General features: G+C 47.5%; 27 protein-coding genes, 1 CRISPR repeat array and 1 riboswitch (1 of these 29 only partly in view). Of the genes, 5 read left to right on the plus strand and 22 right to left on the minus strand.

Annotation, left to right across the window (positions count from 1 at the left end; translation table 11 throughout):
• A CRISPR array of direct repeats spans positions 1 to 809; the repeat unit is 32 nt; unit sequence ATTTCAATCCACGCTCCCGCATGGGGAGCGAC (it extends 464 nt beyond the left edge of the window).
• Positions 810 to 1,271: 462 nt separating this feature from the next.
• From L6H65_RS14190 to L6H65_RS14205, 4 genes are all read right to left on the minus strand, one after another.
• Positions 1,272 to 2,228, minus strand: a complete 957-nt coding sequence (locus tag L6H65_RS14190; RefSeq protein WP_236343257.1) for a serine hydrolase domain-containing protein — start codon at positions 2,226 to 2,228, stop codon at positions 1,272 to 1,274.
• A 142-nt stretch (positions 2,229 to 2,370) separates the two neighbouring features.
• A complete protein-coding gene (locus L6H65_RS14195; RefSeq protein WP_236343259.1) occupies positions 2,371 to 3,054 on the minus strand; it encodes a hypothetical protein in 684 nt (227 codons plus the stop codon).
• The gene (locus L6H65_RS14200; RefSeq protein WP_236343261.1) at positions 3,047 to 3,925 is read right to left on the minus strand and encodes an ATP-binding cassette domain-containing protein; all 879 of its coding nucleotides are present in this window, start codon (positions 3,923 to 3,925) and stop codon (positions 3,047 to 3,049) included. Before L6H65_RS14200 ends, L6H65_RS14195 begins: the two co-directional genes overlap by 8 nt.
• Entirely contained in the window at positions 3,922 to 4,299 is a 378-nt protein-coding gene (locus tag L6H65_RS14205; RefSeq protein ID WP_236343262.1) for a GntR family transcriptional regulator, read from the minus strand. The genes L6H65_RS14200 and L6H65_RS14205 overlap by 4 nt, the downstream gene beginning before the upstream one ends.
• A gap of 148 nt (positions 4,300 to 4,447) precedes the next feature.
• Here L6H65_RS14205 and L6H65_RS14210 point away from each other — a divergent pair, with 148 nt between their 5' ends.
• Both L6H65_RS14210 and L6H65_RS14215 read left to right on the plus strand, forming a co-directional pair.
• Positions 4,448 to 4,783 (plus strand): ArsR/SmtB family transcription factor, encoded by a 336-nt coding sequence (locus tag L6H65_RS14210; protein ID WP_236343263.1) that lies wholly within the window; start codon positions 4,448 to 4,450, stop codon positions 4,781 to 4,783.
• 105 nt (positions 4,784 to 4,888) lie between these two features.
• Positions 4,889 to 6,214 (plus strand): alpha/beta fold hydrolase, encoded by a 1,326-nt coding sequence (locus L6H65_RS14215; RefSeq protein ID WP_236343264.1) that lies wholly within the window; start codon positions 4,889 to 4,891, stop codon positions 6,212 to 6,214.
• 81 nt (positions 6,215 to 6,295) lie between these two features.
• Here L6H65_RS14215 and L6H65_RS14220 read toward each other — a convergent pair whose 3' ends face one another.
• The 8 genes from L6H65_RS14220 to L6H65_RS14255 form a co-directional block, all read right to left on the minus strand.
• A complete protein-coding gene (locus L6H65_RS14220; protein ID WP_236343265.1) occupies positions 6,296 to 8,470 on the minus strand; it encodes a YhgE/Pip domain-containing protein in 2,175 nt (724 codons plus the stop codon).
• 24 nt (positions 8,471 to 8,494) lie between these two features.
• On the minus strand, positions 8,495 to 8,680 hold the full coding sequence (locus L6H65_RS14225; protein WP_236343266.1) for a hypothetical protein: 186 nt from the start codon (positions 8,678 to 8,680) through the stop codon (positions 8,495 to 8,497).
• A gap of 13 nt (positions 8,681 to 8,693) precedes the next feature.
• Positions 8,694 to 9,296 (minus strand): nitroreductase family protein, encoded by a 603-nt coding sequence (locus L6H65_RS14230; protein WP_236343267.1) that lies wholly within the window; start codon positions 9,294 to 9,296, stop codon positions 8,694 to 8,696.
• 90 nt (positions 9,297 to 9,386) lie between these two features.
• The gene (locus L6H65_RS14235) at positions 9,387 to 10,109 is read right to left on the minus strand and encodes a CAP domain-containing protein (protein WP_236343268.1); all 723 of its coding nucleotides are present in this window, start codon (positions 10,107 to 10,109) and stop codon (positions 9,387 to 9,389) included.
• Positions 10,110 to 10,212: 103 nt separating this feature from the next.
• Positions 10,213 to 11,082 (minus strand): leucine-rich repeat domain-containing protein, encoded by an 870-nt coding sequence (locus tag L6H65_RS14240; RefSeq protein WP_236343269.1) that lies wholly within the window; start codon positions 11,080 to 11,082, stop codon positions 10,213 to 10,215.
• Positions 11,083 to 11,179: 97 nt separating this feature from the next.
• A complete protein-coding gene (locus tag L6H65_RS14245; protein ID WP_236343270.1) occupies positions 11,180 to 11,743 on the minus strand; it encodes a TetR/AcrR family transcriptional regulator in 564 nt (187 codons plus the stop codon).
• A gap of 2 nt (positions 11,744 to 11,745) precedes the next feature.
• Entirely contained in the window at positions 11,746 to 12,162 is a 417-nt protein-coding gene (locus tag L6H65_RS14250; protein WP_236343271.1) for a DUF5360 family protein, read from the minus strand.
• 456 nt (positions 12,163 to 12,618) lie between these two features.
• The gene (locus tag L6H65_RS14255) at positions 12,619 to 13,125 is read right to left on the minus strand and encodes a hypothetical protein (protein WP_236343272.1); all 507 of its coding nucleotides are present in this window, start codon (positions 13,123 to 13,125) and stop codon (positions 12,619 to 12,621) included.
• 224 nt (positions 13,126 to 13,349) lie between these two features.
• Between L6H65_RS14255 and L6H65_RS14260 the strand changes: the two genes are divergently transcribed.
• Together L6H65_RS14260 and L6H65_RS14265 are read left to right on the plus strand one after the other, a co-directional pair.
• Complete coding sequence (locus L6H65_RS14260; RefSeq protein ID WP_236343273.1) at positions 13,350 to 13,520, plus strand: hypothetical protein; 171 nt, start codon at positions 13,350 to 13,352, stop codon at positions 13,518 to 13,520.
• A 42-nt stretch (positions 13,521 to 13,562) separates the two neighbouring features.
• Positions 13,563 to 13,736: a hypothetical protein gene (locus L6H65_RS14265; protein ID WP_236343274.1), complete on the plus strand. Its 174-nt coding sequence runs from the start codon at positions 13,563 to 13,565 to the stop codon at positions 13,734 to 13,736.
• 123 nt (positions 13,737 to 13,859) lie between these two features.
• On the opposite strand, the gene L6H65_RS14270 is transcribed toward L6H65_RS14265, so the two are convergent.
• The 9 genes from L6H65_RS14270 to L6H65_RS14310 form a co-directional block, all read right to left on the minus strand.
• Positions 13,860 to 14,378 (minus strand): DinB family protein, encoded by a 519-nt coding sequence (locus L6H65_RS14270; RefSeq protein WP_236343275.1) that lies wholly within the window; start codon positions 14,376 to 14,378, stop codon positions 13,860 to 13,862.
• Positions 14,379 to 14,633: 255 nt separating this feature from the next.
• Positions 14,634 to 14,816: a hypothetical protein gene (locus L6H65_RS14275; RefSeq protein WP_236343276.1), complete on the minus strand. Its 183-nt coding sequence runs from the start codon at positions 14,814 to 14,816 to the stop codon at positions 14,634 to 14,636.
• Positions 14,817 to 14,865: 49 nt separating this feature from the next.
• On the minus strand, positions 14,866 to 17,166 hold the full coding sequence (gene metE / locus L6H65_RS14280) for a 5-methyltetrahydropteroyltriglutamate--homocysteine S-methyltransferase (RefSeq protein ID WP_236343277.1): 2,301 nt from the start codon (positions 17,164 to 17,166) through the stop codon (positions 14,866 to 14,868).
• Between the two features lie 143 nt (positions 17,167 to 17,309).
• Positions 17,310 to 17,514: riboswitch (cobalamin riboswitch) on the minus strand.
• A gap of 147 nt (positions 17,515 to 17,661) precedes the next feature.
• Positions 17,662 to 18,102, minus strand: a complete 441-nt coding sequence (locus L6H65_RS14285; RefSeq protein ID WP_236343278.1) for a DUF2203 domain-containing protein — start codon at positions 18,100 to 18,102, stop codon at positions 17,662 to 17,664.
• 71 nt (positions 18,103 to 18,173) lie between these two features.
• A complete protein-coding gene (locus tag L6H65_RS14290; protein ID WP_236343279.1) occupies positions 18,174 to 18,971 on the minus strand; it encodes an undecaprenyl-diphosphate phosphatase in 798 nt (265 codons plus the stop codon).
• A gap of 30 nt (positions 18,972 to 19,001) precedes the next feature.
• Positions 19,002 to 19,736 (minus strand): ABC transporter permease, encoded by a 735-nt coding sequence (locus L6H65_RS14295; RefSeq protein WP_290370431.1) that lies wholly within the window; start codon positions 19,734 to 19,736, stop codon positions 19,002 to 19,004.
• Positions 19,729 to 20,655 (minus strand): ABC transporter ATP-binding protein, encoded by a 927-nt coding sequence (locus L6H65_RS14300; protein WP_236343360.1) that lies wholly within the window; start codon positions 20,653 to 20,655, stop codon positions 19,729 to 19,731. The genes L6H65_RS14295 and L6H65_RS14300 overlap by 8 nt, the downstream gene beginning before the upstream one ends.
• 91 nt (positions 20,656 to 20,746) lie before the next feature.
• Complete coding sequence (locus L6H65_RS14305; protein ID WP_236343280.1) at positions 20,747 to 21,778, minus strand: sensor histidine kinase; 1,032 nt, start codon at positions 21,776 to 21,778, stop codon at positions 20,747 to 20,749.
• Positions 21,765 to 22,484, minus strand: coding sequence for a response regulator transcription factor (locus L6H65_RS14310; protein ID WP_236343281.1), 720 nt, complete (start codon positions 22,482 to 22,484; stop codon positions 21,765 to 21,767). The genes L6H65_RS14305 and L6H65_RS14310 overlap by 14 nt, the downstream gene beginning before the upstream one ends.
• Before the next feature lie 140 nt (positions 22,485 to 22,624).
• Here L6H65_RS14310 and L6H65_RS14315 point away from each other — a divergent pair, with 140 nt between their 5' ends.
• Entirely contained in the window at positions 22,625 to 22,771 is a 147-nt protein-coding gene (locus tag L6H65_RS14315) for a stalk domain-containing protein (RefSeq protein ID WP_290370432.1), read from the plus strand.
• A gap of 86 nt (positions 22,772 to 22,857) precedes the next feature.
• Here L6H65_RS14315 and L6H65_RS14320 read toward each other — a convergent pair whose 3' ends face one another.
• Positions 22,858 to 25,425, minus strand: coding sequence for a carbohydrate binding domain-containing protein (locus L6H65_RS14320; protein ID WP_236343283.1), 2,568 nt, complete (start codon positions 25,423 to 25,425; stop codon positions 22,858 to 22,860).
• Positions 25,426 to 25,678: the final 253 nt, after the last annotated feature.

Consider the following 25,678-nt stretch of genomic DNA (forward strand, 5'->3'; position numbering starts at 1 on the left):
TGGGGAGCGACGATCACATTTTGACCACCTTGCTCATGAGTTTGCTATTTCAATCCACGCTCCCGCATGGGGAGCGACCCGGTCAACCGTTGATGGGTCCATGTGACTAAAATATTTCAATCCACGCTCCCGCATGGGGAGTGACTGTGCATTCAATTTTACGCATTCTCCCTCATAGTTATTTCAATCCACGCTCCCGCATGGGGAGCGACTCAGTTTAACCTTGCTGCCAACCTTGCGCAGCGAATTTCAATCCACGCTCCCGCATGGAGAGCGACATATTAGATGCATTAGGAGTATTTTCGTTTAATGATTTCAATCCACGCTCCCGCATGGGGAGCGACCAAGATAAACACCATCTGCTGAACCTGCATGAGTAGATTTCAATCCACGCTCCCGCATGGGGAGCGACAGTCATTTTTGAATGGCTCGACATTTACAATTCGATTTCAATCCACGCTCCCGCATGGGGAGCGACTAATGATTAAATTAAGATCCATCGTCATATTACTCATTTCAATCCACGCTCCCGCATGGGGGGCGACTCATTTTAATCAGATTGAGTTCCATCGCTCGACGCATTTCAATCCACGCTCCCGCATGGGGAGCGACTACTCGGTTATTAGGGTCAAAATCGTAATAATTATTTCAATCCACGCTCCCGCATGGGGAGCGACTCTCAATGGGCATAGAAAAAAGCCTCCCTAATTGATTTCAATCCACGCTCCCGCATGGGGAGCGACTTCATTCAATGGATTGATGACTCGGAAATGACCAATTTCAATCCACGCTCCCGCATGGGGAGCGACAGCGGGCATTTTGAGCCCTTGTCTGGCAAGGCTTTGGAAGCGCTTAAGTGCGAAAGTCATTTTTTCATGCTTGAAAATGGTAAAATATGTTTATAAAATCCCTGAAAGCTGCACCAGCAGCGAGGTGCGAATCTCCCAGGGATTTCATGTGAGCTTCACATTCGCACCTTCCACCTTCCATATCGGTCAAAATTCGATGATTCCCATATTGTTTATTCACGTTGTTGGTTTAATGGTCTGAATCGAAAATATTTTGCAAATGTTCATTCACATGCAAAGATGAAACTAAAGATTTTACGTTGTACTCCCGACAGCAAACAGCTTTGATTCATGAGAGGTCAATAATGGTTCTATTTCGGCTAATCCCATTGAATTCGAGCAGTGGAATGCAATACCAGCTGTATGTAATTGTATCATACCACAGTGTTTGCTTCAGTCACTACACACTCAACAGTGCATAATCTACTGTTGGGACAGCTTCTCCGGCAGTATAGCCAACAAATGCTCGAACAGCAGCTTCTTCGAGAAAATAGCGCCGCTCTTCCCTTCCGGCTCCTTGCGGATGACCACTACCAGATCCAGCGGAGGGATCACGAAAATATATTGGCCGCCATAGCCCTTCGCGAAGAAAAGGTCCGCAGCGCCGTTATGCTCCTCCGCCGACAGCCACCAATGGTAGCCGTATTCACCGAATATCGGCGGCTCATAATGCAGCAGCCCTTTATGATGAACCGTCGTTGATTGCTCGACCCAGCTCTCAGGCAGAACCTGCTCCCCCATCCAACGTCCGCGCTGCAAATATAATTGACCGAACTTGGCCATATCCAATGATGACAGATGGAGTCCTGCACCACCCTCACTGATGCCTGCCGAGCTGTTCCATCTTGGTTTGCGAACATCCAGCTTGCCGAACAGCTCGCGCTGTGCATACTCATAGGCGGACATTCCCGTTGCCTGGGTCAGAATCGCCGACAGCAGATGCGATCCGCCAGAATTATAGGTGAAGGCTTCGCCTGGCTCGTGCGCCATCGGCTGGGCGAGAATATAAGAGATCCAGTCATCATTTCTTTTCATGCTCCAATAGGGCTTGTCAAAGTCAGGCCAGTGAATTCCCGGCGTCATCGTAAGCAGATGCTTCAGCTTAATCGCTTGCTTTCGCTTATCTGTCGAATGTCTGATCGTCTCGAAGTAATCGGAGATATACTGCTCCAGACTTTTAATATGCCCCTTTGCCAGTGCGATGCCTATGAGAGCGGACAGTATGCTTTTCGTACAGGAGTAGACAGCACCTACCCGGTCCGCCGCTTTGTCATGCCAGTCCCAGAGCAGCTCGCCATGATGAACAATAACGACATCCTTGATTTTCCATTCTGTCAAATGCGGCTGCAGCCTCTCCAACCATACATTCTTTCCCTCCATGCCCACGCTTCCCGCCACCACCATTCGACATCCTTCTACATTCCCATTTATACACTAAAAGAGGACCGCAAAGCAAAAACCCCGCAAAAAAAAGAAGCAGTCCCTCACGGGATGCTTCTTATTAATCCCTTCCCTGCTTCGATCAGATTGTCCTTCTGCTCGTAAACCACCAGCCAGCGGCCAGCAGCAGCAAGCTAATACCCATCGTTAGACCAAAGCCTTGAACCAGCGAATCATTGAAGAGCAAGGTCAGCAATCCGTCCGCCAGCTCTGATCGAAGGGACGCGATAGACGTGCCGATTGAAATTGCAGCAATGAGCAGAATCCAGATCACCCAGCCCAACACATGCCGCCAACAGGAACACAACAAATTTAGAATGGAAATAAGCAGCATATAAGCGCCAAACTGATAGAGGAACATACCGACCACATTGAATTGATCCCAATGAAAAATCTCTATTATATTGAAGGTTTCGATATATTCTCTCAGGAAGCCAACCTCCAGCTTAAGCCATACAATATTCAATAGAGAGAACAGCGCCGCCCAGAATGAATAGGTGACAATCAACCCTGAGTAATACTGCTTGCGGGTTGCGCCCAGATTAATGACCCTTCTAAAGAAGGTAAGCGGAAGACTGATAGCCATAACAATTAATAGGATAGTCAATAAATTCCCTAATGAAACTTGCGTATTATTGTTATCGGGAATGGATACATGAACAATGATATTAACGGCAGAGTTGATAACTACCATTGCAAGAATAGCCAATATATCAATGCGCATATGTCGAAAAGAAGCCATGAACAGCACAAATGATTTACCCAATTTGCTCTCCCCCTTCAATTAAATAAGCGAAAAATTTCTGCAGGGGCAGTCCTTCTATCGATATTCCCAGGCTGTCAGCAATTGCCCTATCTGACTCCTCAATCACATCATACACAGCAGCAAGTGTATGATTGCCGTAGGAATCCTGATAGAGAACCCGCTTGCCAAGTGTAAACTTCGCGATCGCCTCGCTGGCGCCAGTAAGCATATGGGATTGAGCACGAATGTTGTCCACATCATCATGCAGCAGGATCGCACCCTCCTCGATAATATAGATGCGCTCCACTACCTTGGCAATCTCGTCGATCAGATGTGTAGAGAGCAGAATCGTTCGCGGATGCTCCGCATAATCCTCCACCAACAGCCGGTAAAACTTCTCGCGCATAATAACATCCAGTCCAAGCACGGGCTCATCATAGATTGTAAGGGGCGCTCTGCTTGCCAGACCGATAATGTTGCCTACGAGCGATTCCATCCCTCTGGAAAGCTGTCGGATTTTCTTGTTCGGGTTAAGCTTGAAGGTGTGAATCAGCTCATGGGCAAAGTCCCAGTCCCAATTGCGTTGAAACTTGGAGGCCAGCTTCAGAATCTCAATAACCTTGAACCCCTTGAACAGGAAGTTTTTCTCTCTGATATAGCATGTATCTGCTGGAGATTCGCCGCGTCTGAGCGGTTTGCCTGCAATTGCAATTTCACCATAATCGGGGAAATCGCCGCCGGTAATCATATTAAGAAGCGTCGTCTTGCCGGCTCCATTGCGGCCCAGCAGACCATAGATCGTATTCTCCTCCAGCTTCAGATTCAAGCTGCGTACAGCCTTTGATCGGCCATAGCTCCTGTTCAAATTCGTACATTCAACGACTGCGTTCATCCTCTCCCGCTCCCCTTCTCCTCTTTGATCATTGCGATGACATCCTCTGCAGACAGCTCCAGCTTGCTGGCTTCATCAAGCAGCTTCTGGACAAACTCGGTGTAGAATCGATCCCTTCTCTTCCCCATAATCATTTGCTTCGCACCTGCAGCAACATACATGCCCAAACCTCTCTTCTTGTATAAAATGCCTTCATTCACAAGCAGACCGATGCCCTTCACAGCTGTAGCAGGATTGATCTGGAACGTTCGTGAGAATTGTGTTGTCGAGATGATCTGATCATCCTCCAAGTAAACGCCTTTCAGAATATCATCCTCGATCATCTCAGCAATTTGTTGGAATATAGGCTGCCCGTCATCAAAGCTAGCCTTCATAAGATCACCCTATCGGTTAGTTAGTCATGTAACTAACTATAGAACCAACAACTTCTCTTGTCAATAATTAACACAAAAAAAACCACCGGCACATTTGCGATTGATATATACGTTGACACGTATATACGCCTTAGTGTATATTTAATTCATGAACACAACTACAATGCAGTTAACGTTACTTACACTAGCCGAGCCGAATCGCTTCAACATTGTTGAGCTATTAAAAAAAGCGCCACGTTCGGTGAGCGAGATCGTTCAAGCCCTCAATATTGGTCAGCCGCAAGTGTCTCGCCATCTGCGGATTTTGAGCGAGGCTGGGTTAGTGCGCGCCCGCAACAAAGCACAGCAGCGAATATATAGCCTCGAAGCTCAGCCGTTTCAGGATCTGGATGAATGGTTTGATTCATTTAGTATCCTTTGGGAAGAGCGTCTCGATAATTTCGAGGATTATATGCTCGACTACAAAAGAAAGGAAGACGTCTGATAGCCTTTTATCTCAAGCTTTATCGAAGCAATATTCGGAATGACCAAGCACTTTGGAATGAGCGGTCTGCCACGCGAGACAATGATCTGAAAAGGATGAATGATGATGAAATCAAAAACAAGAATTTATAAAAATCAAGCTTCTCGTGAGCTGACTGTGGAACGGTTGGTCGCCTTACCTCCAAAGCTTGCTTGGGAAGGATGGACAAAGCCGGAACACATTGCGCGTTGGTGGGGCCCCAAATTATGGACCTCCACCGTATATGAGATGGATGTAAGACCCGGAGGCGTATGGCGTTATAGTTTGAAATCAGATGACAATAACGGGGAAGAGGCTTTCTGTAAAGCTGTTTATCAAGAGGTTAATGAACCCTCCTCACTGGTATATACCGACTCGTTTGCCGACAAAGACTGGAATATTGTAGAGAACAGCGAGATGTTAACGACCGTTCTATTCGAGAAAACGACAAGTGGCACGAAGCTTAGCATCATAACGAGATTTTCAAGTGCCGAAAAATTGAATAACGCCGAAGCTATGGGGATGGTTGAAGGCTTCACCGAAGCATTTGACCGACTTGAAAACTACTTGGAAACGATAACAGGAGGACATATGAATACAGTTATTTCAAAGGATGGAACAAAGATCGCTTATACAAAGCAAGGAAACGGACCCGCCGTTATTCTCATAGCATCAGCAGTTGCCGACCATCGCGATGCAACCCAGCTTGCCGAGCAGCTTGCCGGTCATTTCACCGTCTACAACTATGATCGTCGCGGCCGCGGCCAAAGCTCTGATGTCGCGCCGTATGCCGTCCAACGCGAAGTAGAGGATATTGAGGCTCTCATTCATGCTGCCGGCGGCAACGCTTGCCTGTTTGGAAGCTCATCTGGTGCGGTTTTAGCCCTTGAAGCGGCTAGCAGCTTAGGGAACCAGGTTACGAAGCTGTATCTGTACGAGCCGCCATTTATTATCAATGACAGCCGTAAACCTGTGCCGACAGATTACGTACAACATTTGAATACGCTTAATGAAGCCGACAGAAGAAGCGAAGCGGTCGAATACTTTGTGTCTGAAGCACTCGGCATTCCAGCGGAATATATCGGCTACATGAAAGCCGATCCGTCTTGGCAAACAATGGAGAGCATGTCTCACACTCTCGCCTATGACGGCATGATTATGTGTGACACGCAATCAGGCAAACCACTTCCAGCCGACCGTTGGAAAGTGAACGTTCCCACTTTGATCATGACAGGTGAGAACAGCGAGCCGCTATTCCACGACTCCGCCAAAGCGCTTGCTGATCTGCTTCCACTCGTTGATTCCCGTACGCTGCCCGGTCAGGACCATTCTGCAGTCGTGATGGCTCCGAGCATCATTGCGAAGACGATTATTGATTTTGACATCGCCAGAGAGGAGTACGAAATTGGCTAAACGAATGAAAGAACTACAGAGTGGAGCAGGGGCCCCTTTGTTCCTTTCAATCGTTCACCGCAATATACAAGAATTTGCCCGTTACGCAGGCATTTGCTGCTCTTGAACACGCCCTTCTCTTCGCAGCAGAAAGTAGATGAGCGTTAACACGAAGAACACCGCGCCGTAGACTGACAATAGTGCCGCCTGACGCCACATATCACTATAATCCCCGCTAGATATGACATCCCTGAAGCCCTGAATGCTGTACGACATAGGCATCCAGGGATGGATGGCCTTCGCCCAGCCGGGAAGCAATTCAAGCGGAAATGTACCTGCACTGGATACTAGCTGGAAGATCATAAGCAGCAACAGAAAGAACCTGCCCGGCTGATCCAGCCAAGTGACGAATGCTTGGCAGATGAGCATAAAGACAAGCCCCACGACCATTGTATACACATAAAACAGCGGAATGCTCTGAACCTTAAGTCCAAGCACAAACACCAGCAGTGTGCATACAATTAACGACTGGGCCAGACTCATCAGTATAAAAGTCAATGACTTGCTGATGAACAGCTTCAATCCCGCAGCGTCTTCCACAGAGGAATTGCGTGGCGAGAAAATCGTTGTAAAGATTAGAGCCCCCGCAAAAAAGGCAATAGACAAGAAATATGGAGCGATTCCATAGCCATACTTCTTAATATGCCGATCATCATTGGCTTTAATCGCAACAGGATGAGTGAACAGCTCCAATGTACGGTCATCTGCCTTCAATTCCGCGCTCCCTTGCGCGGCTTCTTTTAATTTCACTGCCAGCTCCCACGTACCAGCCGCTAATGCAGTGGCTCCTTCATTCAATTGCGTCCCGCCCTGATGCAGCTTTGCGGCTCCATCTGCCAGCTCGCTGCCGCCGCCTTGAAGCTGCTGCAAGCCGGATTGAAGGCGCTGACTGCCACCCTTAAGCTTTGCAGCTCCAATCGCTAGTTGATTCATGCCAGGCGCAAGCTGTGTGAAATTCGTGCTGAACTGCTTTAACCCAACACTCAGCTTCTCCCCGCCAGTCTTGAGGCGCGCTGCGCCTTGAAGCAGCTTCTGCCCGCCATCGCTTAGCTTCTGGCCTCCCTGCAACAGCTTCTGCTGGGCCTTGTTCAAGTCGCGGCTGCCTTCAAGCAACCTGGATTGACCGCTTGCCAGCTCCCTCGCTCCCTTGGCTGCTCCTTGACTCATCGCCAGCAGCTTCTGAAATTGTGAATCGGCAGCAAGCTCCGCATTACTGTTCTGCAATCGTTCCAATTCCTCCGCTATAGCTGAGACAGCGTCAGACAGCTTCCCGCTTGCTGAGAGCGATGCCGTAAGACCGGATTCCAATTGACTGCTCCCCTCTTCTGCCGCTCGGAGACCTGCTGTTAATTGATCCGCTCCTTCCGAGGTGGCGCGAATGCCTGCATCAAGTACGGGCATTCCCGCTACAAGCTCGTCCGCACCCTTTACCAGCTGCTTGTCAGCAGCGGACAGCTTAGATATACCATTCTGTAATTTATTAATGCCATCAAATAAATCCGCAACTCCCTTATGCAAGGTAACAGAACCAGTATGCAGCAGCCCCGCGCTGTCAGTCAGTTTATTAGCCCCGGTTGCCAGCTTCTCCAGATTGTTAGTGACATTAACTATCCCTTCTCGGAGCTTAATGGCTCCGTCATCAAGCTCCACCGCCCCTTCGCTTGCCTTAGCCAAGCCGCCAGATAAGGTTTCAAACTGAGCGAGGATGCTCTTGGAATAAGCTTCTGTCAAATTTTGCGATAGCTGCGACTTCAACTCCTTCGTGGCATTCTCGCTAATCTGCCCTGCGACAAAGTTATAATAGCTGTTCGACTCATAGACAATTTCCGCTTGCCTTGGATTGTCGCTGGTTAGTGAGGCTACAGCCGAGGAGAACTCCGTCGGTATCGTAATGGTGGCATAGTAGCGGTTGCTCTCCATACCCTCTCTTGCCTCATTCTCATCCACAAAACGCCAGCCAAAGCTTTGATTCTTTCTCAGCTCCTGGGCAAATTCCTCACCTATCTTCATCGGTTCACCATCAACGGATGCCCCCTGATCCAGATTGACGACTGCTACTGGCAGCTCCTCTAATTTACTGTAGGGGTCCCAGGCGCCTTTAATTAGAAATCCGGCGTATAGGGTTGGAATGAAAGCTACAGCAGTAAAAGTGACGATAAGCATTGGCTTGCGCAGAAACATTCTAACCTCTTGAACAAATACATCAAACGGATTCATCCCTCAGATTCGCCTCTCCATCTATTAGAATAACGTTTGCAGCATCAGATCCCATTTGCTCCATAGATTGCCCTCTGTCACCCCTAAACATGCGAAACGAATCGGTGCAATTCTGCGCAGCTCACCTGGCAGGTTTGGATGAATCAGAACATAAATAAAGAAGCTTGATCGCTCAAGCTTCTCCATCACTTTATATATAGGGCTGAGCAATTACAGCAGCCGCTTACTTGAACACCTGAACTCGCTTCTCCAATGGTTCGAATGACTTATCATTCGGTCCTGCCGTTGGCTTGCCGAAAGGCATTTGGGCGATTAGTGTCCAGCTTGCAGGTATGCCCCATTCCCTGCCGACCTTCTCATCAATCAAAGGATTGTAGTGCTGCAAGGATGCGCCATAGCCCTCCAGCTCCAGCGCCGTCCATATTACAAATTGCAGCATGCCGGATGAATGCTGCGACCATTGCGGGAACTTGTCCTTGTACGATTCGAACTGCTTCTGCAAGCCTTCGATTACGTTCTCATCCTCGAAGAACAGCACAGTTCCATATCCGCTTCGGAAGCTGGCCATTTTCTCCGCTGTTGAAGCGAAGCTGTCTTCCTTAACAATCGCTTTAAGCGTCTCTTCTGTGATGTCCCACAGCTTGTTATGCTTCTCGCCCAGCAGCAGAACCACACGCGCGCTCTGTGAGTTGAATGCAGACGGCGTATGCATAACAGCTTCCTCTACCAATTTTTCCAATTCATCATTACTGCGGACCGGTTCTTTACTAATTCCATAAATGCTGCGTCTTTTCTTAATGGACTCCAGGAAAGATTGGCTCATCATGATCAGACTCCTTTAGATAATTTTCAGGCTTTGTACATGTTACCCGTTCCAAAGGAGTATTAACCAGTCTTCGGCATACATGCCACCTTCTTAGCCGGTAAATTGCTGTACCCATTCCCCGCTGTAATGAGCGATTCCAATTCGGGTGTAATTTCCGTTCAGAATGTTGGCCCGATGTCCTTCACTGTTCATCCAGTCGTTCATTACCTGCTGGGCGCTGCTTTGACCCTTGGCAATGTTCTCTCCAGCATAACGATAAGAAATCCCGAATTGTCTCATCATATCGAATGGCGAACCGTACGTCGGAGAATTATGGTCAAAATAGTTGTTGTTATGCATATCCTTCGCCTTTGCCATCGCCACATTGGACAGCGCACTGTCCATCTCCAGCGCATTCAAGCCGGCTGTCGATCGGGCTTGATTAACCAATTGAAGCACCTCCTGCTCAAACTGGGAGGCGGTCCCATTATTATTTCCTGTCTTCGTATCTGTATTTCCTGTCGTCGAGCCTGTGTTTCCTGTCGTATCTGTATTTCTGTCTGCGGCTCTGTCTGCTGTCCGATCCGCTGGAGCTGAACCGCCGCCATTATAGATCGGCGCAGGGATAATGGGCAGAAAACCCAGTGGATCCCCCTTCATGCGAATCGGTGATTGCTCCGGCGTTATTGCTGTCGATGAGACGCGTCCGCCCGACGGCGAAGGCGCCGCCGCATAGTCCGGCCCCGGGCCTGACTTTTTGTCGGGCGCATTGTAATTAATAACTAACAGTCCGCCAAGAAGTAGTGCTGCAGCTATGGCAATAAATTTTTTCACAGTCATCATCATCCTCGCTGATTATTGGCGTAGCGAGTTTCAGTATGCCCCACAGCCCATTGATTTATTGCAGCGTATTTGTCCGCTTTGCCGTTACACCGCCTTATTCCATAATAACCCGCACTCCTCTGCCATTCAGCTGTTCCACTACATGCTCTGCCGTATCATTTAAAGGATTATCCGCTATGGAGACGATCTCCAATTGAGGAAGTTCGAGCAATATACTTATATCCTGGATTCTGTTGTCAGACAGCGAAAGAGAGGTAACTTGATCCAAGTCCTTTAACCAAGCGATCGTTGTTATCTCATTATTATCCAACGTTAGCTTCATAAGCTTATTGAATGCACGCAATGCTCCTAAATCCCAGCCGCTCATATCAATACCCTGGATCGTTAAGCTTTCCAGATTGCGGTTGTTCTGAAGATTGACGAGCAAGGATTCCTTAGGTCGAATTTTCGAGAAAATGTCCACTGACTTGAGATTGTGAAATTGCAGCAGTTGTTCATCATTAAACACGAATTCACTTCTACCGCCAATAATCGATAGACTCTGAATATTACGCAGCGGACTAATATCACTAATCTCGCCAACTTCGAAGAACAGAACCCCTTGCAAACTGTCCAGCCTGCCGAGCGGCTCTAGATTGATATCGCTCGCAATAATTGCAAGCTTCATCCCGTGCAAATACTCAATACCTTCTATACTCCTAAACCTTCCGTCAATAAGCAGATTGTCAAAAATAAATGCAGTATCTGTGATGCTGGGATGTCCGCCTAATTTCTTCATATCCTTTCGTTTGACAGCACCTTCAAAATCTTGATTAACAAACGTTATAATCGCTTGCCTTATCATCTGTTCAAATGCCGCATCCTCGAACATAACCTCACGATCCAGCTGCTTATCAACATTCCCGATTGACAGAATGAGCAGCACACAACAAACGATGATGACTACAAACCAGCGCTTCTTCATTCCGTTAAGTCCCTTCACCTAATATTGAACCCGGGATAAAATGAAAGGGAATGCGACAGCCAGAAACAAATTTGCTTTCACAATTCCCCTCCTGCTATCAACTATATTTTTTCACGCCGATTCCTTCGATTAGAAGCTCCGTCATATCCCCTAACGCCTTCTCCAAAGATACCCCCCTCTGGACAGAAACCTGGTAGTCCGTTAAACGATATAACGCTCCAATATAAACCTGGATGAAGAGCTCCATATCAAACTGACGGAACACCCCCCGTTCAATCCCCTCGGAAGCCAGTAATCGAAAGACGTCCCATCCTTGGTTAATAAACTCATCGATCACCCTCCACTGATTAGGATACCGCAGCTTAAGTTCATGCATTAAACGAATATCAAGAATAAATGAGTAGCTCGGCAGTAAAATAAGTGCTTGCTTCAGCTTCGCTTCGATGGATAATGTTTGATCATTAAGAAACTTTTGCTCCTTCTCTTTCATCTCACAGATAGACTGATCGACAATCAAGGAAATGATATCCTCCTTTGAATTAAAGTACTGATAGACCGTCTTTGTACTTATCCCTACCCGGCTCGCCAAGTCTCTAATAGAAAACTTTAAACCGCATTGCTTAATCTCAAGAATGGCTACCTCAATGATCCTCTCTTTCATCGTCATCCCTCCACTTTTGAATACACAGGGCCTAAACTATCTCGCATCAATCGACGCAGAAAAAATAAAGGATATAGGAGTAGAAAAAGATTTGGCGTCCACCACCACACATCAAAGTCAAGACGAATTCCCCAGAAAGCAATCGCTTGCAGTCCTGAGCAGAATGTGAGAACAAGTGAAATGATCGCAAATATTGACCATGACCTGAACTGCCTTCTATAAAAATAGATGCTTAACAACCCTGTAAACGAAATAAGCAGATCTAACGGAACAAAGGATAAATTCCATGATACCAACAATTCATTGTCATAATCCCTATACAAATAATCCTTAGGCAGTAACTCCAGGAAAGTAACTAACCAATAACCCACAAATCCAATATCGGTTATAATCATAAACCATCTTAACGTTCTGCTCATTTTATCACCCTTCCAATTTAAAAGCGGAAAACAAAAGAAACAAATTAGTTTCCCTGTTTTCCACTATATAGAAATCCTTTTTGTTTTGTCAATAACCTTTGATCGGTGATTCCGTTAAGAATAGTCGCCAGCGGATCAGTGTACAAAAAAACACTGACCTCGTGCTGTCAGTGTTCTTATGGTGGAGGCGAGGGGATTTGAACCACTGTCCCTACTCGGCCTTACCGCTTTAATACGTTTAACTAATTCTACGAAACCTTATCCCGTAAGACTTCGTGGAATTTTATTAATTATCTTGTCACTTTTGAATTTACAACAAAAATAGTATCGTCCAGTAGGGGGAGTCTCCCTATAAGACTCGGGGTTGAATCATATCCGCAGCACTTCACTTCTCCGACCATAAAAACAGGCCCCCGTGTTATTCAACACAGAAGCCTGCCGCCTCTTCGCCACTAATTAATCCTTGTACTCTTTTTTCCGTGCCACAAGCAGTAAAGCCCCTGCCAGCAGAATGGCTGCCGCAATGAGCGGCTCTCCCGAAATGTTGTTCAAGAGCGCTCCCGTAGAGAACACCATGAAGAACAATAAGGACAGGACGGTCAGAATATTAATCGGGATAAGCAGCCATTTGTTGCGCCCGCCGAACCAGTAGAATTCAAACAATCCAATTGCCGCCGCCATGATGAAGCCAGGCCACATATAGCTCCAGCTGTCAAACAGCATGGCGAATTGACACACAATACCGGAAGTGAATAGCACGCCGCCTGGGATCAATAATCCGACACCTCTCCGAGCGGTCATGTAGAAATACATCCAATGCAAGAACAGTCCAACAGGGATTACGAATAAGCTCGGCCAGAAATAAGCAAAAATCGTTCCCGGGCCGAATGATCCCCCTCTGTTCAAAAATAAATATGCGCCCAGAAAAACAAGCAATGTCCCGACAATCATCCTAATCTTCATGATACAGCTCCTTTTTTTGTTTCATTGATTGACTTGATTGTAGCATATGAAGGATGACATAGACCTCCTACCCTGGGTAAAACTCGACCTAGACCAAAGTCCAGTATTGTGATAGCAATCAGATGCGGATTTTTCGCCAAAAAATTACCTCCATTCGCCCAAACTTAACTAGCTGTCTCAACATAGGCTGTTATCATAACTTCGTTATAAGGAGTATAGCGCGAATGACAAAAACTACAACGGAACCGGTTGTAACCGAACTATCTGCTGATGATCTCGCTCTGTTCTCTGCAATTATTATTGTTATCGGTGATTTGATCGGACTGCTTTCCGTAATCAAAGCACGCTCTGAAAATAAATCCGCCACTGAAGACGATACCTTAACGATAATATAAGCTCTAATTGGGCACATAAAATGCATCTATGTGGAGGGGAATATGGCTAAGGAGAAGCAATTAACCGCTGAGGATTTAGAAAAAATTGCCGTTTCCTTCTCACTTCTTGGTGAGGCGATCGCATTATTATCGCTGGAGAAAGCGAGCTTGGACAAAAAGAAGGATACAGGAACAATGACAGCTGCGCTTAGCAATTTAATGAAGCGAATTCCTTGAGCTGGAATGAGAAAGCAAGCGGCCCAAACATCCTCATAAGGCAGCGAGGGCTGTCCCTTTAGCAGAGTATGCTTTTAGGAACAGCCTCACTTCTGAATTAATGAATAGTACGAAACGATAATGCTATTGGTTCTTGGTGTACATGTAGAGCGCATAATCAGTAGGAATACCCTGATGACCGATCTGTCTTAGCATGGCTGTTATATTCCCGCGATGATAGGTTCCGTGGTAGACAACATGCTGAATGAATTCAGCATAAGGCGCGCTATATGCGCCGTAAGGGCAAATAGCCGTCAGGTCATCATGCTGGTTAATGAATGCTCTGAATCGAGCGGCAAGACCAGTAAGCATGGTATCCAGCTCATCAATGCTCTTCCCTCTCGTTTCCTCTGTTAGCCGGTCTACAGATGCTTTAAGCTCCTCGATAAATTCCGCTGAGAAATCCGACACTCCGCCTCCGGACATTAATGACAGCCAGCCGCTGTCGATCACATACATATGGACGAGCGCATCATAGATCGTAGCAAAAACGCTAGTCATCTCTAGATGAGCAGCCTCCTCCGGCAATCCCTTCAGATGCTCACTAATCCTTTGGTTAGCCCATACATGATACTCATACTGCTGCAGTACTTGCTTGTTCAATGAATATTCCCCTTTTCCTGTGGGGAATCACGCAGTTAAAGGGCAATTATGCGCTAATCCCCTCAAGTTTATGCCCACTGCTATACGTTCCTTTCATAATAAACGCCTCCCGAAAATGACTTGCTTCAATAATATCACAGATTCCTGTCACGTATACACGTACAGTCCGAGCGAAAAAACCAACCGCCTTCACAGGCGGTTGGCTTAGGTGCAACAGGTACTATAAGGCTAACAGCTATGAGACTCATCAAAGCGCTAAAATGTATGAAGCATGATCTTCTCATAGACCGACTGCCAACGCTCCAGCGATTCTGGCGAAGCATAGCTAAGATAATGGAATAAGGTCGACAAATCTTCTCTGTTCATATTGTTCATCAGGGAGCTTATAACGTGCTCATCTTCCAAAGACATCAGAAAATATAAGAGATCCTGCCGCATATATTCCTCCTGCAGACCGATTTTTGGACCAAAACCAATCCATTCCTTGTTATGCTTTTACATTTTGCAACTTCTCTCTTGCTTGCTTCGCTGCTTGAATCATATTTTTGAGCGATGGCGCTGTCTCTGCCCAGCCTCTCGTCTTCAAGCCGCAGTCAGGATTAATCCAGAACAGCTCAGGGTCCAGCACTCTGAGCGCCCTGTCAATCATCTCCGACATTTCATCGACGGATGGAACACGCGGACTATGAATGTCATAGACGCCCAGTCCAATGCCATGATCATAGCCTTGCAGCTCGAAGCTGGCGATCAGCTCGCCATGGCTGCGCGAGGTTTCGATCGAGATTACGTCCGCATCCAGCGCCAGAATCGAATCGATCATGTCATGGAATTCACAGTAGCACATATGCGTATGGATTTGCGTCGTATCCTTCACGCTTGCCGTTGAAAGGCGGAATGCCTTTACAGCCCAGTTCAGATACGCTTCCTGATCCTGCTTCTTGAGCGGCAAGCCTTCACGCAATGCCGGCTCATCTACCTGTATCATTTCTATGCCGGCATTCTCCAAGGCGAGAACTTCACTTTTCAGCGAAAGCGCAATTTGATTCGCCACAGCCTCGCGGCTGAGATCATCGCGGACGAAAGACCAGTTCAGAATCGTAATCGGACCCGTCAGCATCCCTTTTACCGGAAGGCTCGTTAGCGATTGCGCATAAGCGCTCTCCTTGACTGTCATTGGTGCTGCAAAAGCGACGTCACCGTAAATGACAGGCGGCTTCACGCAGCGCGAGCCGTAGGATTGCACCCATCCGTTCTGAGTGAACAGGAAGCCGTCCAGCTTCTCACCGAAAAACTCAACCATATCCGTACGTTCAAACTCGCCATGCACAAGAACATCAAGACCGATTTCCTCCTGAATACGAATACAGGATTCAATCTCCTTGTTCACATATGCGTCATATTGTGCCTGATCCCATTCATTGCGGCGCCACTTCAGACGAGCCTGACGCACCTCCGGCGTTTGCGGGAAGCTTCCGATTGTAGTTGTAGGCAGAAGCGGGAGCTTCCACTTGTCGCGCTGAACATGAACGCGCTCGCTGAACGGAAGATTCCGGCCATCCCGGACTCCATTGATTGCAGCTATAGAATCAGCTACATCCCTCCTGTTCCGCTCTGGAAGCGCGCGGAATTGCGCTAATGCATCACGGCACTTGTCCCTATCGGCAGTCACGGACTCCTGCTGTCCGTTCAGCAGCGCTTTCAGCAGCATCAGCTCATCGAGCTTCTCGCTTGCATAAGCCAATGCGCCCTTAATGGTTTCATTCATTTTCACTTCGCGCGCGAGCGACACGGGCACATGAAGGAGACTGCACGATGGCTGCAAAATTAGCCGCTCCGCCGGCACTTGCTTCAACAGCCCTTCAACGATCGCAAGCTTGGCGTCCAGATCAGCGCGCCATATGTTGCGTCCGTCAATAATTCCTGCGCCGAGCCACTTGTCTGCCGACCAGCTATGGGCAGCTAGCGAAGCAGCATTGCCGCCATTGTCATGAACAAAATCAAGGCCAATCCCGCTTACAGGAAGCTTAATCAGCTTCTCATAATGCTCCGCAGCTTCAAAATACGTTTGAAGCATAATGTTCAGCTTCGGAACCTCCTTGCTAATCCGATCATAGATGGATTCTACCAGCGCGAATTCCTCTGCGTTCGTATCCGTTACAAGCGAAGGCTCATCAATTTGGACCCATGCCGCGCCCACTGCTTCCAGTTGTTGAAGCATGGTCACATATACAGGCAGGAATTGCGCGATCTTCTCTGGCAATTGTGCCGCAGGAAATCCTTTGGACAGCTTCAGAAATGTATACAGCCCTACAATGACCGGCCTTCCTTCGATTCCTGCTTTCGTTTTCGCGAAGCGATAAGCGGATAATGGCTTATTCTCTGTCAGTCGAGGAGCCTCGTTGCTGATCTCTGGAACGATATAATGATAATTGGTGTTGAACCATTTAGTCATCTCGCAAGCTGTAGCTGTCGCATTGCCGCGAGCCATCGCATAGTAAGTATCCAGGGATACCGTATCTCCGGTATGCTTGTAACGGGCAGGAATAACGCCAAACATCACTGCCATATCCAGCATATGATCGTAATAGGTGAAATCATTGACTGGAATCGAATCAAGCTGCTTCCCTTTCTGTGTTTCGATATGGGCAAGCTGAATGCGCTCCATCTCGGCGACGAACGCTTCCTTCGTGCTTTTGCCGGACCAATAGCCTTCCAACGCTTTCTTCCATTCACGCTCTTCGCCAATTCTCGGATAACCGAGATTTGCAACTGTTACTTGTCCTTGCATCTGTTACATTCCTCCTGAAAAGTTAGTGTTGTGAGCATAACGAAAAAGGCGTCTCTCCCCTTATTAAGACAAGGGGAAAGACGCCTCCATTAATGATTGTATGATGGATGCCGTCTAACACCTCCCTATCTCCCGTAGGTAAAGCAGTGCTGTTGAAACAGGCAGGTCTCCTGGCTAATGGCGTCATCATCTGCAGCAGCCTTCCCGATCATCTTGCAATCAGTGGCGTCATTGCTGCGACTCTTCCTATACAGTGGCGGGACCGCGTCGGCATCGCACCGAACTTCCCTATTAAGCTGATCCAGACCATCGTTCAATCTGAATAGCACCTGTTTCCAATATTCAATTGTCGAGCAAGCTTAACAGCTTGCTGGAATCACAATACATCGTTCATCATAACCAATAGATCGCCATTCGGCAAGTCAGAATTCACACGCCGCAAATTAAATCGCAGCATTAATTATTAATTTCGTTAACTATCATTCACCAGCGAAATTACGCCTCCGGATGAGATTTCCGTCCCCTAAATCCTTCATCCCAGCTGTGATAATGGGTGATGCGCTCTTCCCCTTCCTTCCAACAGATCAGTACATTCTCCCCGTCCAGCACGGCAGGGAAATCGATTAGCCCAGGCGAGATCATTTTCAGAAGTACGCCTTTGCGGGTGAAATTCGCTACTTCCATATCAACCTCAAGCCGTAGAAAATCCAGCCTGCCTTCCAGCTCAAAGAACGGATCATCCCCATCATTAATGCCATTAACATTGTTTTTGACATCCTCTCTTAGGGAAGATGCCCCTTCTTGCGCCCTTCTTCTTTGCAGTTCGCGGTATAGCCGCTCATATTGATCTGCCAATGCCTGAAGCCTTTGCAAATCTGCCTTCAACTGTGGAAGCAGCGCATTCGCTTCAGCGAGCGTAAAGGTTTTATCGTTCACACCATATCAACTCCTGCCTCATTCATAGCCTTGCTGTTATGCCTGCCTGCCTGTCTGCCTGCGACAAACTTCTACAAATAAAGAATGACGAAGAATACAATCGCCAATACAAACCGGTAATAGGCGAACCATGACAATCGCAGACGCTTGATAATGTTCAGGAAGGTGACGATGGCAATCATCGCAACGACAAATGCCGCAACCAATCCGACAAGAAACAACGGAATGTCGCTTGCTGTAAGAAAATCACGGCTTTTGTACAGATCATAGGCGGATGCAGCGAACATAATCGGCACCGAAATAATAAAAGTAAATTCCGCCGCTGCTTTCTGGCTTGTACCTATGAGCATGCCGCCTGAGATGGTAGAGCCGGAGCGAGAGAAACCAGGCCATACCGAAAAACATTGGAATAGCCCAATTCCAAGCGCTTGCTTGTATGTAATATCATCCATCGTCTCTGCGCTTACACGTTTGCGCACTCTGTCTGCGACGATCATGAGAATACCGCCCGCGATCAGCCCGATGAGCACCGGTGTAGGTCCGAATAGATGCTTCTTCAAGTAGCCATAGATCGTAACTCCGACGATACCGAATGGAATGAGGGCGATGCCAATATGAAAAATATTAATGCCAGGCCGTTTGAGCGCGGTTGGCGTAATGTTCATAAAGCCGATAAATCTCCTCCAATAAAGCACAAGCACCGCAAGCACCGCACCAAGCTGAACAACAACCTTGAACGTGTTGGCAAGGTCTCCTTTGAAGTTCAACAGCTCTCCCGTTAAAATCATATGTCCTGTAGACGATACGGGCAGAAACTCTGTTAATCCTTCGACAATTCCCATAATGATGGCGTTAATATAATCATTCAAAACAATAACCTCCACTTTCATCCTGATTTCTTAATGAATGTCTGTTTTTTTGAAATAAACGACAGTTGCAATGAATCCAATGACAGCGGTCAGCAGTATGACGGCATAGGAATAATAGAGCGGATACTGTGGGACGACATCATGATTGGCAATGACTTGTACAGCAGACCATGGATTCAAAGCCTTGTATTCCCTGTTCGCCAGCGCTACGTTGCCCATCGTTATGACAGCTGTGAAGATGATCGAGGGCACATAATTTTTGAACACGAAGCATATGAACATCGTAGGCGTTGACAATAAGAATAGCAGACTGCCTCCTATTATAAATTGTTTAAAGGTTTGAAGTAAAATCGGGATGCGAATCCCTTCAAATTGCCCGATAAGCGCCAGACCAAGTGTCAGAAGCCATGCTGTGATCGTGAGTGCCATGATCCAGAAGAATAGCAGCACTAATTTGCTGGTTATAATGCCGATTCTTGATACCGGGATCGTAAGCAGGTTCTTGAGCGTATCTTCCTCATGCTCGCGGTTGAACAGATACGCCGTTATGACCCCATAGAGAAGCGTGCCGATCAGAAGAAGGATGTAAAGATTGGTGTTATAGAACACTTCTTCGATGTGAATGGGTGTATCCGGCTTCTTGGCTTTCATATCCAGGAAACCAATGAAAACCATAATAGGCGCCGCCGCCGCACCGAACATGCTGACGATTAACATTTTAGCACGTTTCAGCTTTAATAGTTCCGTATACAATAAATTAACCAATCGTCCCACCGCCTATCAATTGGACGAAATAGTCTTCTAATTTGTCTTCGCTTAGCGCGATGCCGGACACTTCAATACCACTCTCGACCAATAGCTTGTTTATTTGGTTCTGCTGCCCGATGTGCGAATATATGCGCAGCTTGCCTTCCCCGAGCACTTCATAGTCGAAGATATTTAAGTGCCGCTCCAGGAGCAACGCGGCTTTATTCTCATTCGACACATGGAATTCAAGAAATCTGCGATTTCTATTCCTCAATTCCTCCATCGCAATCTCTTCCAGCAGCTTGCCCCGATGAATGATGCCAATTCGATCAGCCAGCTGCTCTACCTCGGACAGGATATGGCTGGAGACCAGAACGGTTATCCCTCTCTCTGCAGCCAATGAGGCGATCAGCTTGCGTATTTCTTTAATTCCGACGGGATCGAGACCATTCGTAGGCTCATCCAGTATGAGCAGCTCGGGATGATGAAGAATCGCTCTTGCGATCCCAAGCCGCTGCTTCATGCCAAGCGAATATTGTCCAGCCAGCTTCTTCGTTTCATGATGAAGGCCGACGATCTCCAAAGCTTCCTCGATTGCGTTCTTCTTGTGAACGCCCATCAGTCTTGCGTTGATGAGCAGATTCTCTCTGGCATTCAGATTCGCGTATAAGCCTGGGGTTTCGACAATCGCACCAACACGTCGAAGTATTTCCCTTTGATTATGGGGCATCGCTTCTCCGAAAATCTCAATCTGTCCCTCAGTCGGTTTGATTAAGCCTAGCAGCATGCGGATGGCCGTTGTTTTGCCTGCGCCATTTTGCCCCAGGAAGCCATAGATCTGACCTTGCTTTACTTGCATGTTAAGCTTGTCTACAGCGATATCGTTACCATAAGCCTTCGTTAAGCCAATCGTTCGTATGATCGCGTTCGTGTTCATCGTCATCCTCTGCCTCCTGCTCTTGGTTATTGTAATGAGAGCTCATAGTACTATCATAAGCAGGAGTTTTTATATGCCTCTTAACAAGTTCTTAATTCATTCTTAACTGTGCAGCCTTCTTAATGGTCAAAGTAAAGGTTGTTTTGATGCCTGGTTCGCTTTCAACGGCGATCTCTGCTTCATTCTTGTGTGCAAGCGCTTGGGCGATAGCAAGCCCCAGACCGCTTCCTCCACTCTGCGGATTTCTTGAATGGTCGCCGCGATACATGCGCTGGAACACTTTCAGCCGATCAGCCTCGACGATCCCTGCGCCCTTATCCCATACATGAAGCTGATAGTCTGATTTGCCAGCCGTTAGCGTTATGCCTAGCACCTTCCCGTCTCGCCCATGCTGCACTGCATTTTTGAGCAAATTGCCAATAATTCGAAGCAGACTGATCCGATCCGCCACAATCCAGCATTTCTCATCCGGGACATCCGCCTCTAGAGCAATATCGTATTTGTTCAGCAGGGGCAGAAACTCGATAAGTGTTTCTCTTGCAATCTCTGCCAGATCCAATGCCTCCGGCTTCATCGGTATTTCATCCGCATCCAGCTTGACCATATGAAACAGCTCATCGATCAACCCCTTCAGAGCGCCGGCCTTATTGGACAAAATCTCCACATACGCTTGCTTCTCGACCTCGGAAGCTGCTATATCATCTTTTAGAGCATCGACATAGCCGACAATGGAGGTGAGCGGTGTTCGAATATCATGGGAAATACTTGACAACAGACTCTTTCTCGCAGCCTCGGATTGAATCGACAGGACTTGCTCCCTGGACCATTGTTCAATAAGCAAATTGATTGCGAATATAATTTCGTTAAATAATGGTTCATCCTTCGCTAACAGTCGGGTGTTCAAATTGCCTGTATTGGCGCGTCCAAGGTCCGCTATTATCGTCTTTAGCCTTGCGTTATATTGAAATCTCATCGCAAATAAGCATCCTGTTATTGCCAGAAATGCAGCCAATAACCCCCACATCAGAACGGCTTGGGGCTCCTGCTCCATTCCCGCGAGTACGAGAGCGGCAACGACAATGATTTGCAAGCTGTAGAGCAGCAGGCTTTTATCGCGCAGCATGGCGTTCACCTGCAAACTTATACCCGATTCCCCACACGGTCACGATGAAAGCAGGATTAGAGGGCGCATCTTCGATTTTTAATCTAAGCTTCCTGATATGTACCATGACGGTGTTGTCATCCTCGATGAAATTGCTGTCCCACACTTGACGGAAAAGCTGTGTCTTGGTGAATACCTGCTCAGGATGGGATGCCAAAAATTTCAAAAGCTCGAATTCCTTGGCCGTAAGTGAAATTTCCACTCCCGCCTTCAAGACGATATGCTTCTTGGGATCAATCGTTAACCGATTGAACTGGAGCGGCGTGTCCTCTTGTGCTGCCCTGCCCTCGCTTCCCAGAACCATAAACCTCCTTAATTGCGCCTTGATTCTGGCCACTAGTTCATGAATGCTGAAAGGCTTGGTCATATAATCATCTGCTCCCATGCTTAAGCCGAGAATCTTGTCCAGCTCCTGATCCTTGGCAGTAAGCATGAGAATAGGGATGTTGGATGCATTGCGAATTCTTCTGCACAGCTCAATTCCATCCATCTTGGGCATCATCAGGTCCATAATAACAAGATTGTACCTGTGCCGTAGGAATAGAGTCATCGCTTCATCTCCGTCGGCGGCTGAATCCACCACATATTGTTCTCTCTCCAAATACTTCTTCACTAGCTCTCTGATCTCTTTCTCATCATCGACTACCAGGATGCGTATCTCTTCCATTTTTTCACCTGTCTCATTTCTTCTAAAGTAAACCTATTATACTTTTTCCCTCTATTCGATTTCCACTATTGGCGGATTTCTGGCTGTCTCATGCAACTTTTTTCCAAGCAGGTTCGTCTTTACTCAGGATGTAATATCTGATCAATAACAAGCCTTCCAAGATGCCGAGCAAGCCTTTCACGGTCAATGGCACAGCATATTTGCCGCTTCGATTCATAAGCGAGACTCTCGGCGCGGCGGTCGACTGGAGGCAGAAGGAACATAAAATTGTCATTCAGATGCAATAATCCGCCGTTTATTGCAGGCTATCCAATAGGCGCAGAACAGCCCTATTCCAACTATATGGAATGGGGCTGTTCTGCTTCAGCAAACCTTATTGAGGCGTTCCAGAGGTGATGCTTCCATTGTTCAAGGAAGAGGTTCCTGCGTTGAACCAATAATTGCTGCCGTAGTTGCTATCCCATGACCCGCTCCCGTTGTTGAAGCAGACCTCCGCGCGATTAGCGCTTCCTAGCGATAACGTAATTTTGCTGTAGCCTGCAACCTCTGAGTTCTGCATAACTTGACCCGGAATGCTAGTCCAGCTGCCTCCCTCAGGACGCCAGTGAATGTAAGGCGTGGCAAATCCCCGCTTGTAATAAATCGTTGCTGAATGGACTACAGGAGCTCCTGCAACGATAGTTCCTGAAACAATAGTAGAGGCCCCTAACGGGAAATAATAGTTATTGCCATTGTTGTTGTCCCAAGTCCCGCTGCCGTTGTTAAATACTGCTTCCAGACCACTCGCGGAGCCGACGTTAATGATCGCTTTGTTGTAGCCTGGCACCTCTGATGCAGGCATGACGTCACCTGGCGAATTCGTCCACGTTCCCCCGGCAGGTCGATAATGAATATGTGGCGAAGTATAGCCCTGCTTATAATATACGGTAACGATATTGGCTGCTGGTGCGCCAGAAGTGATGAACCCGCTATCGAAGGTTGAGACGCCGAGCGGGAAATGAAAGTTATTCTCATAGTTATTGTCCCAATTGCCGTTGCCGTCATTGAATACAGCTTCCAAGCCATTCGCAGAACCAACATCAACGGTAAGCTTATTATAACCAGGCACTTCTGAGGTCGACATAGCAACGCCTGGCGGTGTCGTCCAGCTCCCTCCTGCCGGTCGATAATGAATATAAGGCGTGCCGTAACCTTGCTTGTAGTAAACCGTCACTTCTTTTGCGATATCTGTTGTGACTGTGAGAACGGAGCTTGCCGCCGATATATTGCCCGCAGCATCTACTGCTTTAACCATATAACTATATGCGGTACTAGCTGTTAGACCCGAATCTGTAAAGCTCGTTGTCAATGACGTTCCAAGCTTGCTATTGCCTCTCCATATTTCATAATGGACGACGCGCACATTATCCGTTGAGGCTGACCATGCAAGCGTAGCTGTACGGGATGACTTGTCTCCAAGCACAAGATTAGCCGGCACGCTTGGTGGTGTTCGATCAATTACAGGAGCTGACAGATTATCGATTAGCTTCTTCATATCGGGCAAATAGCCAATGAGGTCAGAGACCGGATTGTTTGTTGGCGTATTATAGGCTGGATTGCTTAATAAGCTGCGAACTGCATCCGGTGTATACGGTATGCCGAATTGCGCCTTCGCGATGCCTTGGAGCGAAATTACGGTAGCTGTTATAACAGACGACGCTGAAGAGGTTCCGGAGAAACCGCCTTGATAGCCTGTCGTCGAATTGGGATTGGCCGCCGCCAGCGTATACACATTGTAGCCCCAACTGTTCGTGTCAATGCGGGTCCCATAGTTGGAGAAGGACAATCGCGTATGCGGGACAGAGGATGAAGATGCGCCGACCATAATTGCACCGGAATCCTTAAAGCCTGGGCTATTGCGGTTCAACACATATTTCCCGTCCCAATCCTGGAAGGCATCGAGATCCACGGAACCATTGCCAGCTGCCTCAACGACAGTAACTCCCTTGTTCACTGCATAGCGGATCGCGTCGAACTCTGCTGGATATACCTCAATAGGAACATAGCCGCTGGCGGTGCTATAGGTTGTTTGCACCTCCAACAGAATAACATCACCGGCCTGCAGAGCGTCAGCTGCAACGATGATAGCCTCCGCAATATTATAGCCGCCGACCGCACGGATCGTTGAGGATACCATTGGCTTCGCTTTATTCGCAAGCCCGATAGTTCCTATTGTATTATCAACAGCAGATACAACTCCCAGCACTGCTGTCCCATGATCGGACGAGCTTGGATAGTTCGTGCTGCCAGGCAGCATTGGAATTTGGTGAGCAGCAAGGTCCTCATGGCCCAATGCCCAGCCACGTTCAACGTCCACCCATCGAATTCCTTTGCCATCTCCTCCCTCGAATTGCCATGCATAAGGAGCATCATGACCTTGGGGCGCTACATGAAAATATTTCTGCAAAGAAAAGTAAGGATCATCGCCGGATTGAACGGGTGTCGTATTGGAATCAAAGTCTACAGCAGGATCCTCCACAGGCTTGGGCTTCATATAAGCTGCCTCAATCAGAGAGGATTGCTTTAATTGCTGAAGCAGCTTGCCTTGGTCTGCACCCGCAGGAACCGGAATAGTGAAATATTGATGAAAAACATCAGTGGGGTTGTCCGTTCCATGGGATGGTGAATCATAAATGCTGAACAGCCGATTAAACTTCAGGTCCGGGAACGCAGCGAACACACCCGCTAAAGGTATGTCTCCTTGTTCCAATACTTCTGGCTCGACCCCGTCTTCATAAGGAAGCGACACATCCGGCTTGAATTTAACGACGATTTGATCAGCTTCCTCTGGATAGGGCGGTTGTTCCCCGTTGGCCCATACAGGCACATTGACAAAAGCGGTGGTTGACAGGAATACGACAGCGGACATCACGAGGTTGAAAATTTTCCTTGTTACCATCATTTCTCTCCCTCTCTCTATTTAGATTATAATTGCCGCTAATCTTTGCAGCTAGCTCCTGTCTGATTTGTCAACTATGCAAAGACTACCATAATTAACTATTATTATAGATTCTCCTAACAGTCAAACAGCATGTAACCGCAGACATCAGCTTCAATCTGGGCGAATCTAGCTCGAACTTACTTTTTCTGTTAATTGTGCAAAAGACACTTAAAATTTCCGATAGGAACAGGCATATCTTTCATTTCTCGATAGC

Origin of the sequence: Paenibacillus plantiphilus, assembly GCF_927798095.1 — a bacterium.
Taxonomy (GTDB): domain Bacteria; phylum Bacillota; class Bacilli; order Paenibacillales; family Paenibacillaceae; genus Paenibacillus_Z; species Paenibacillus_Z plantiphilus.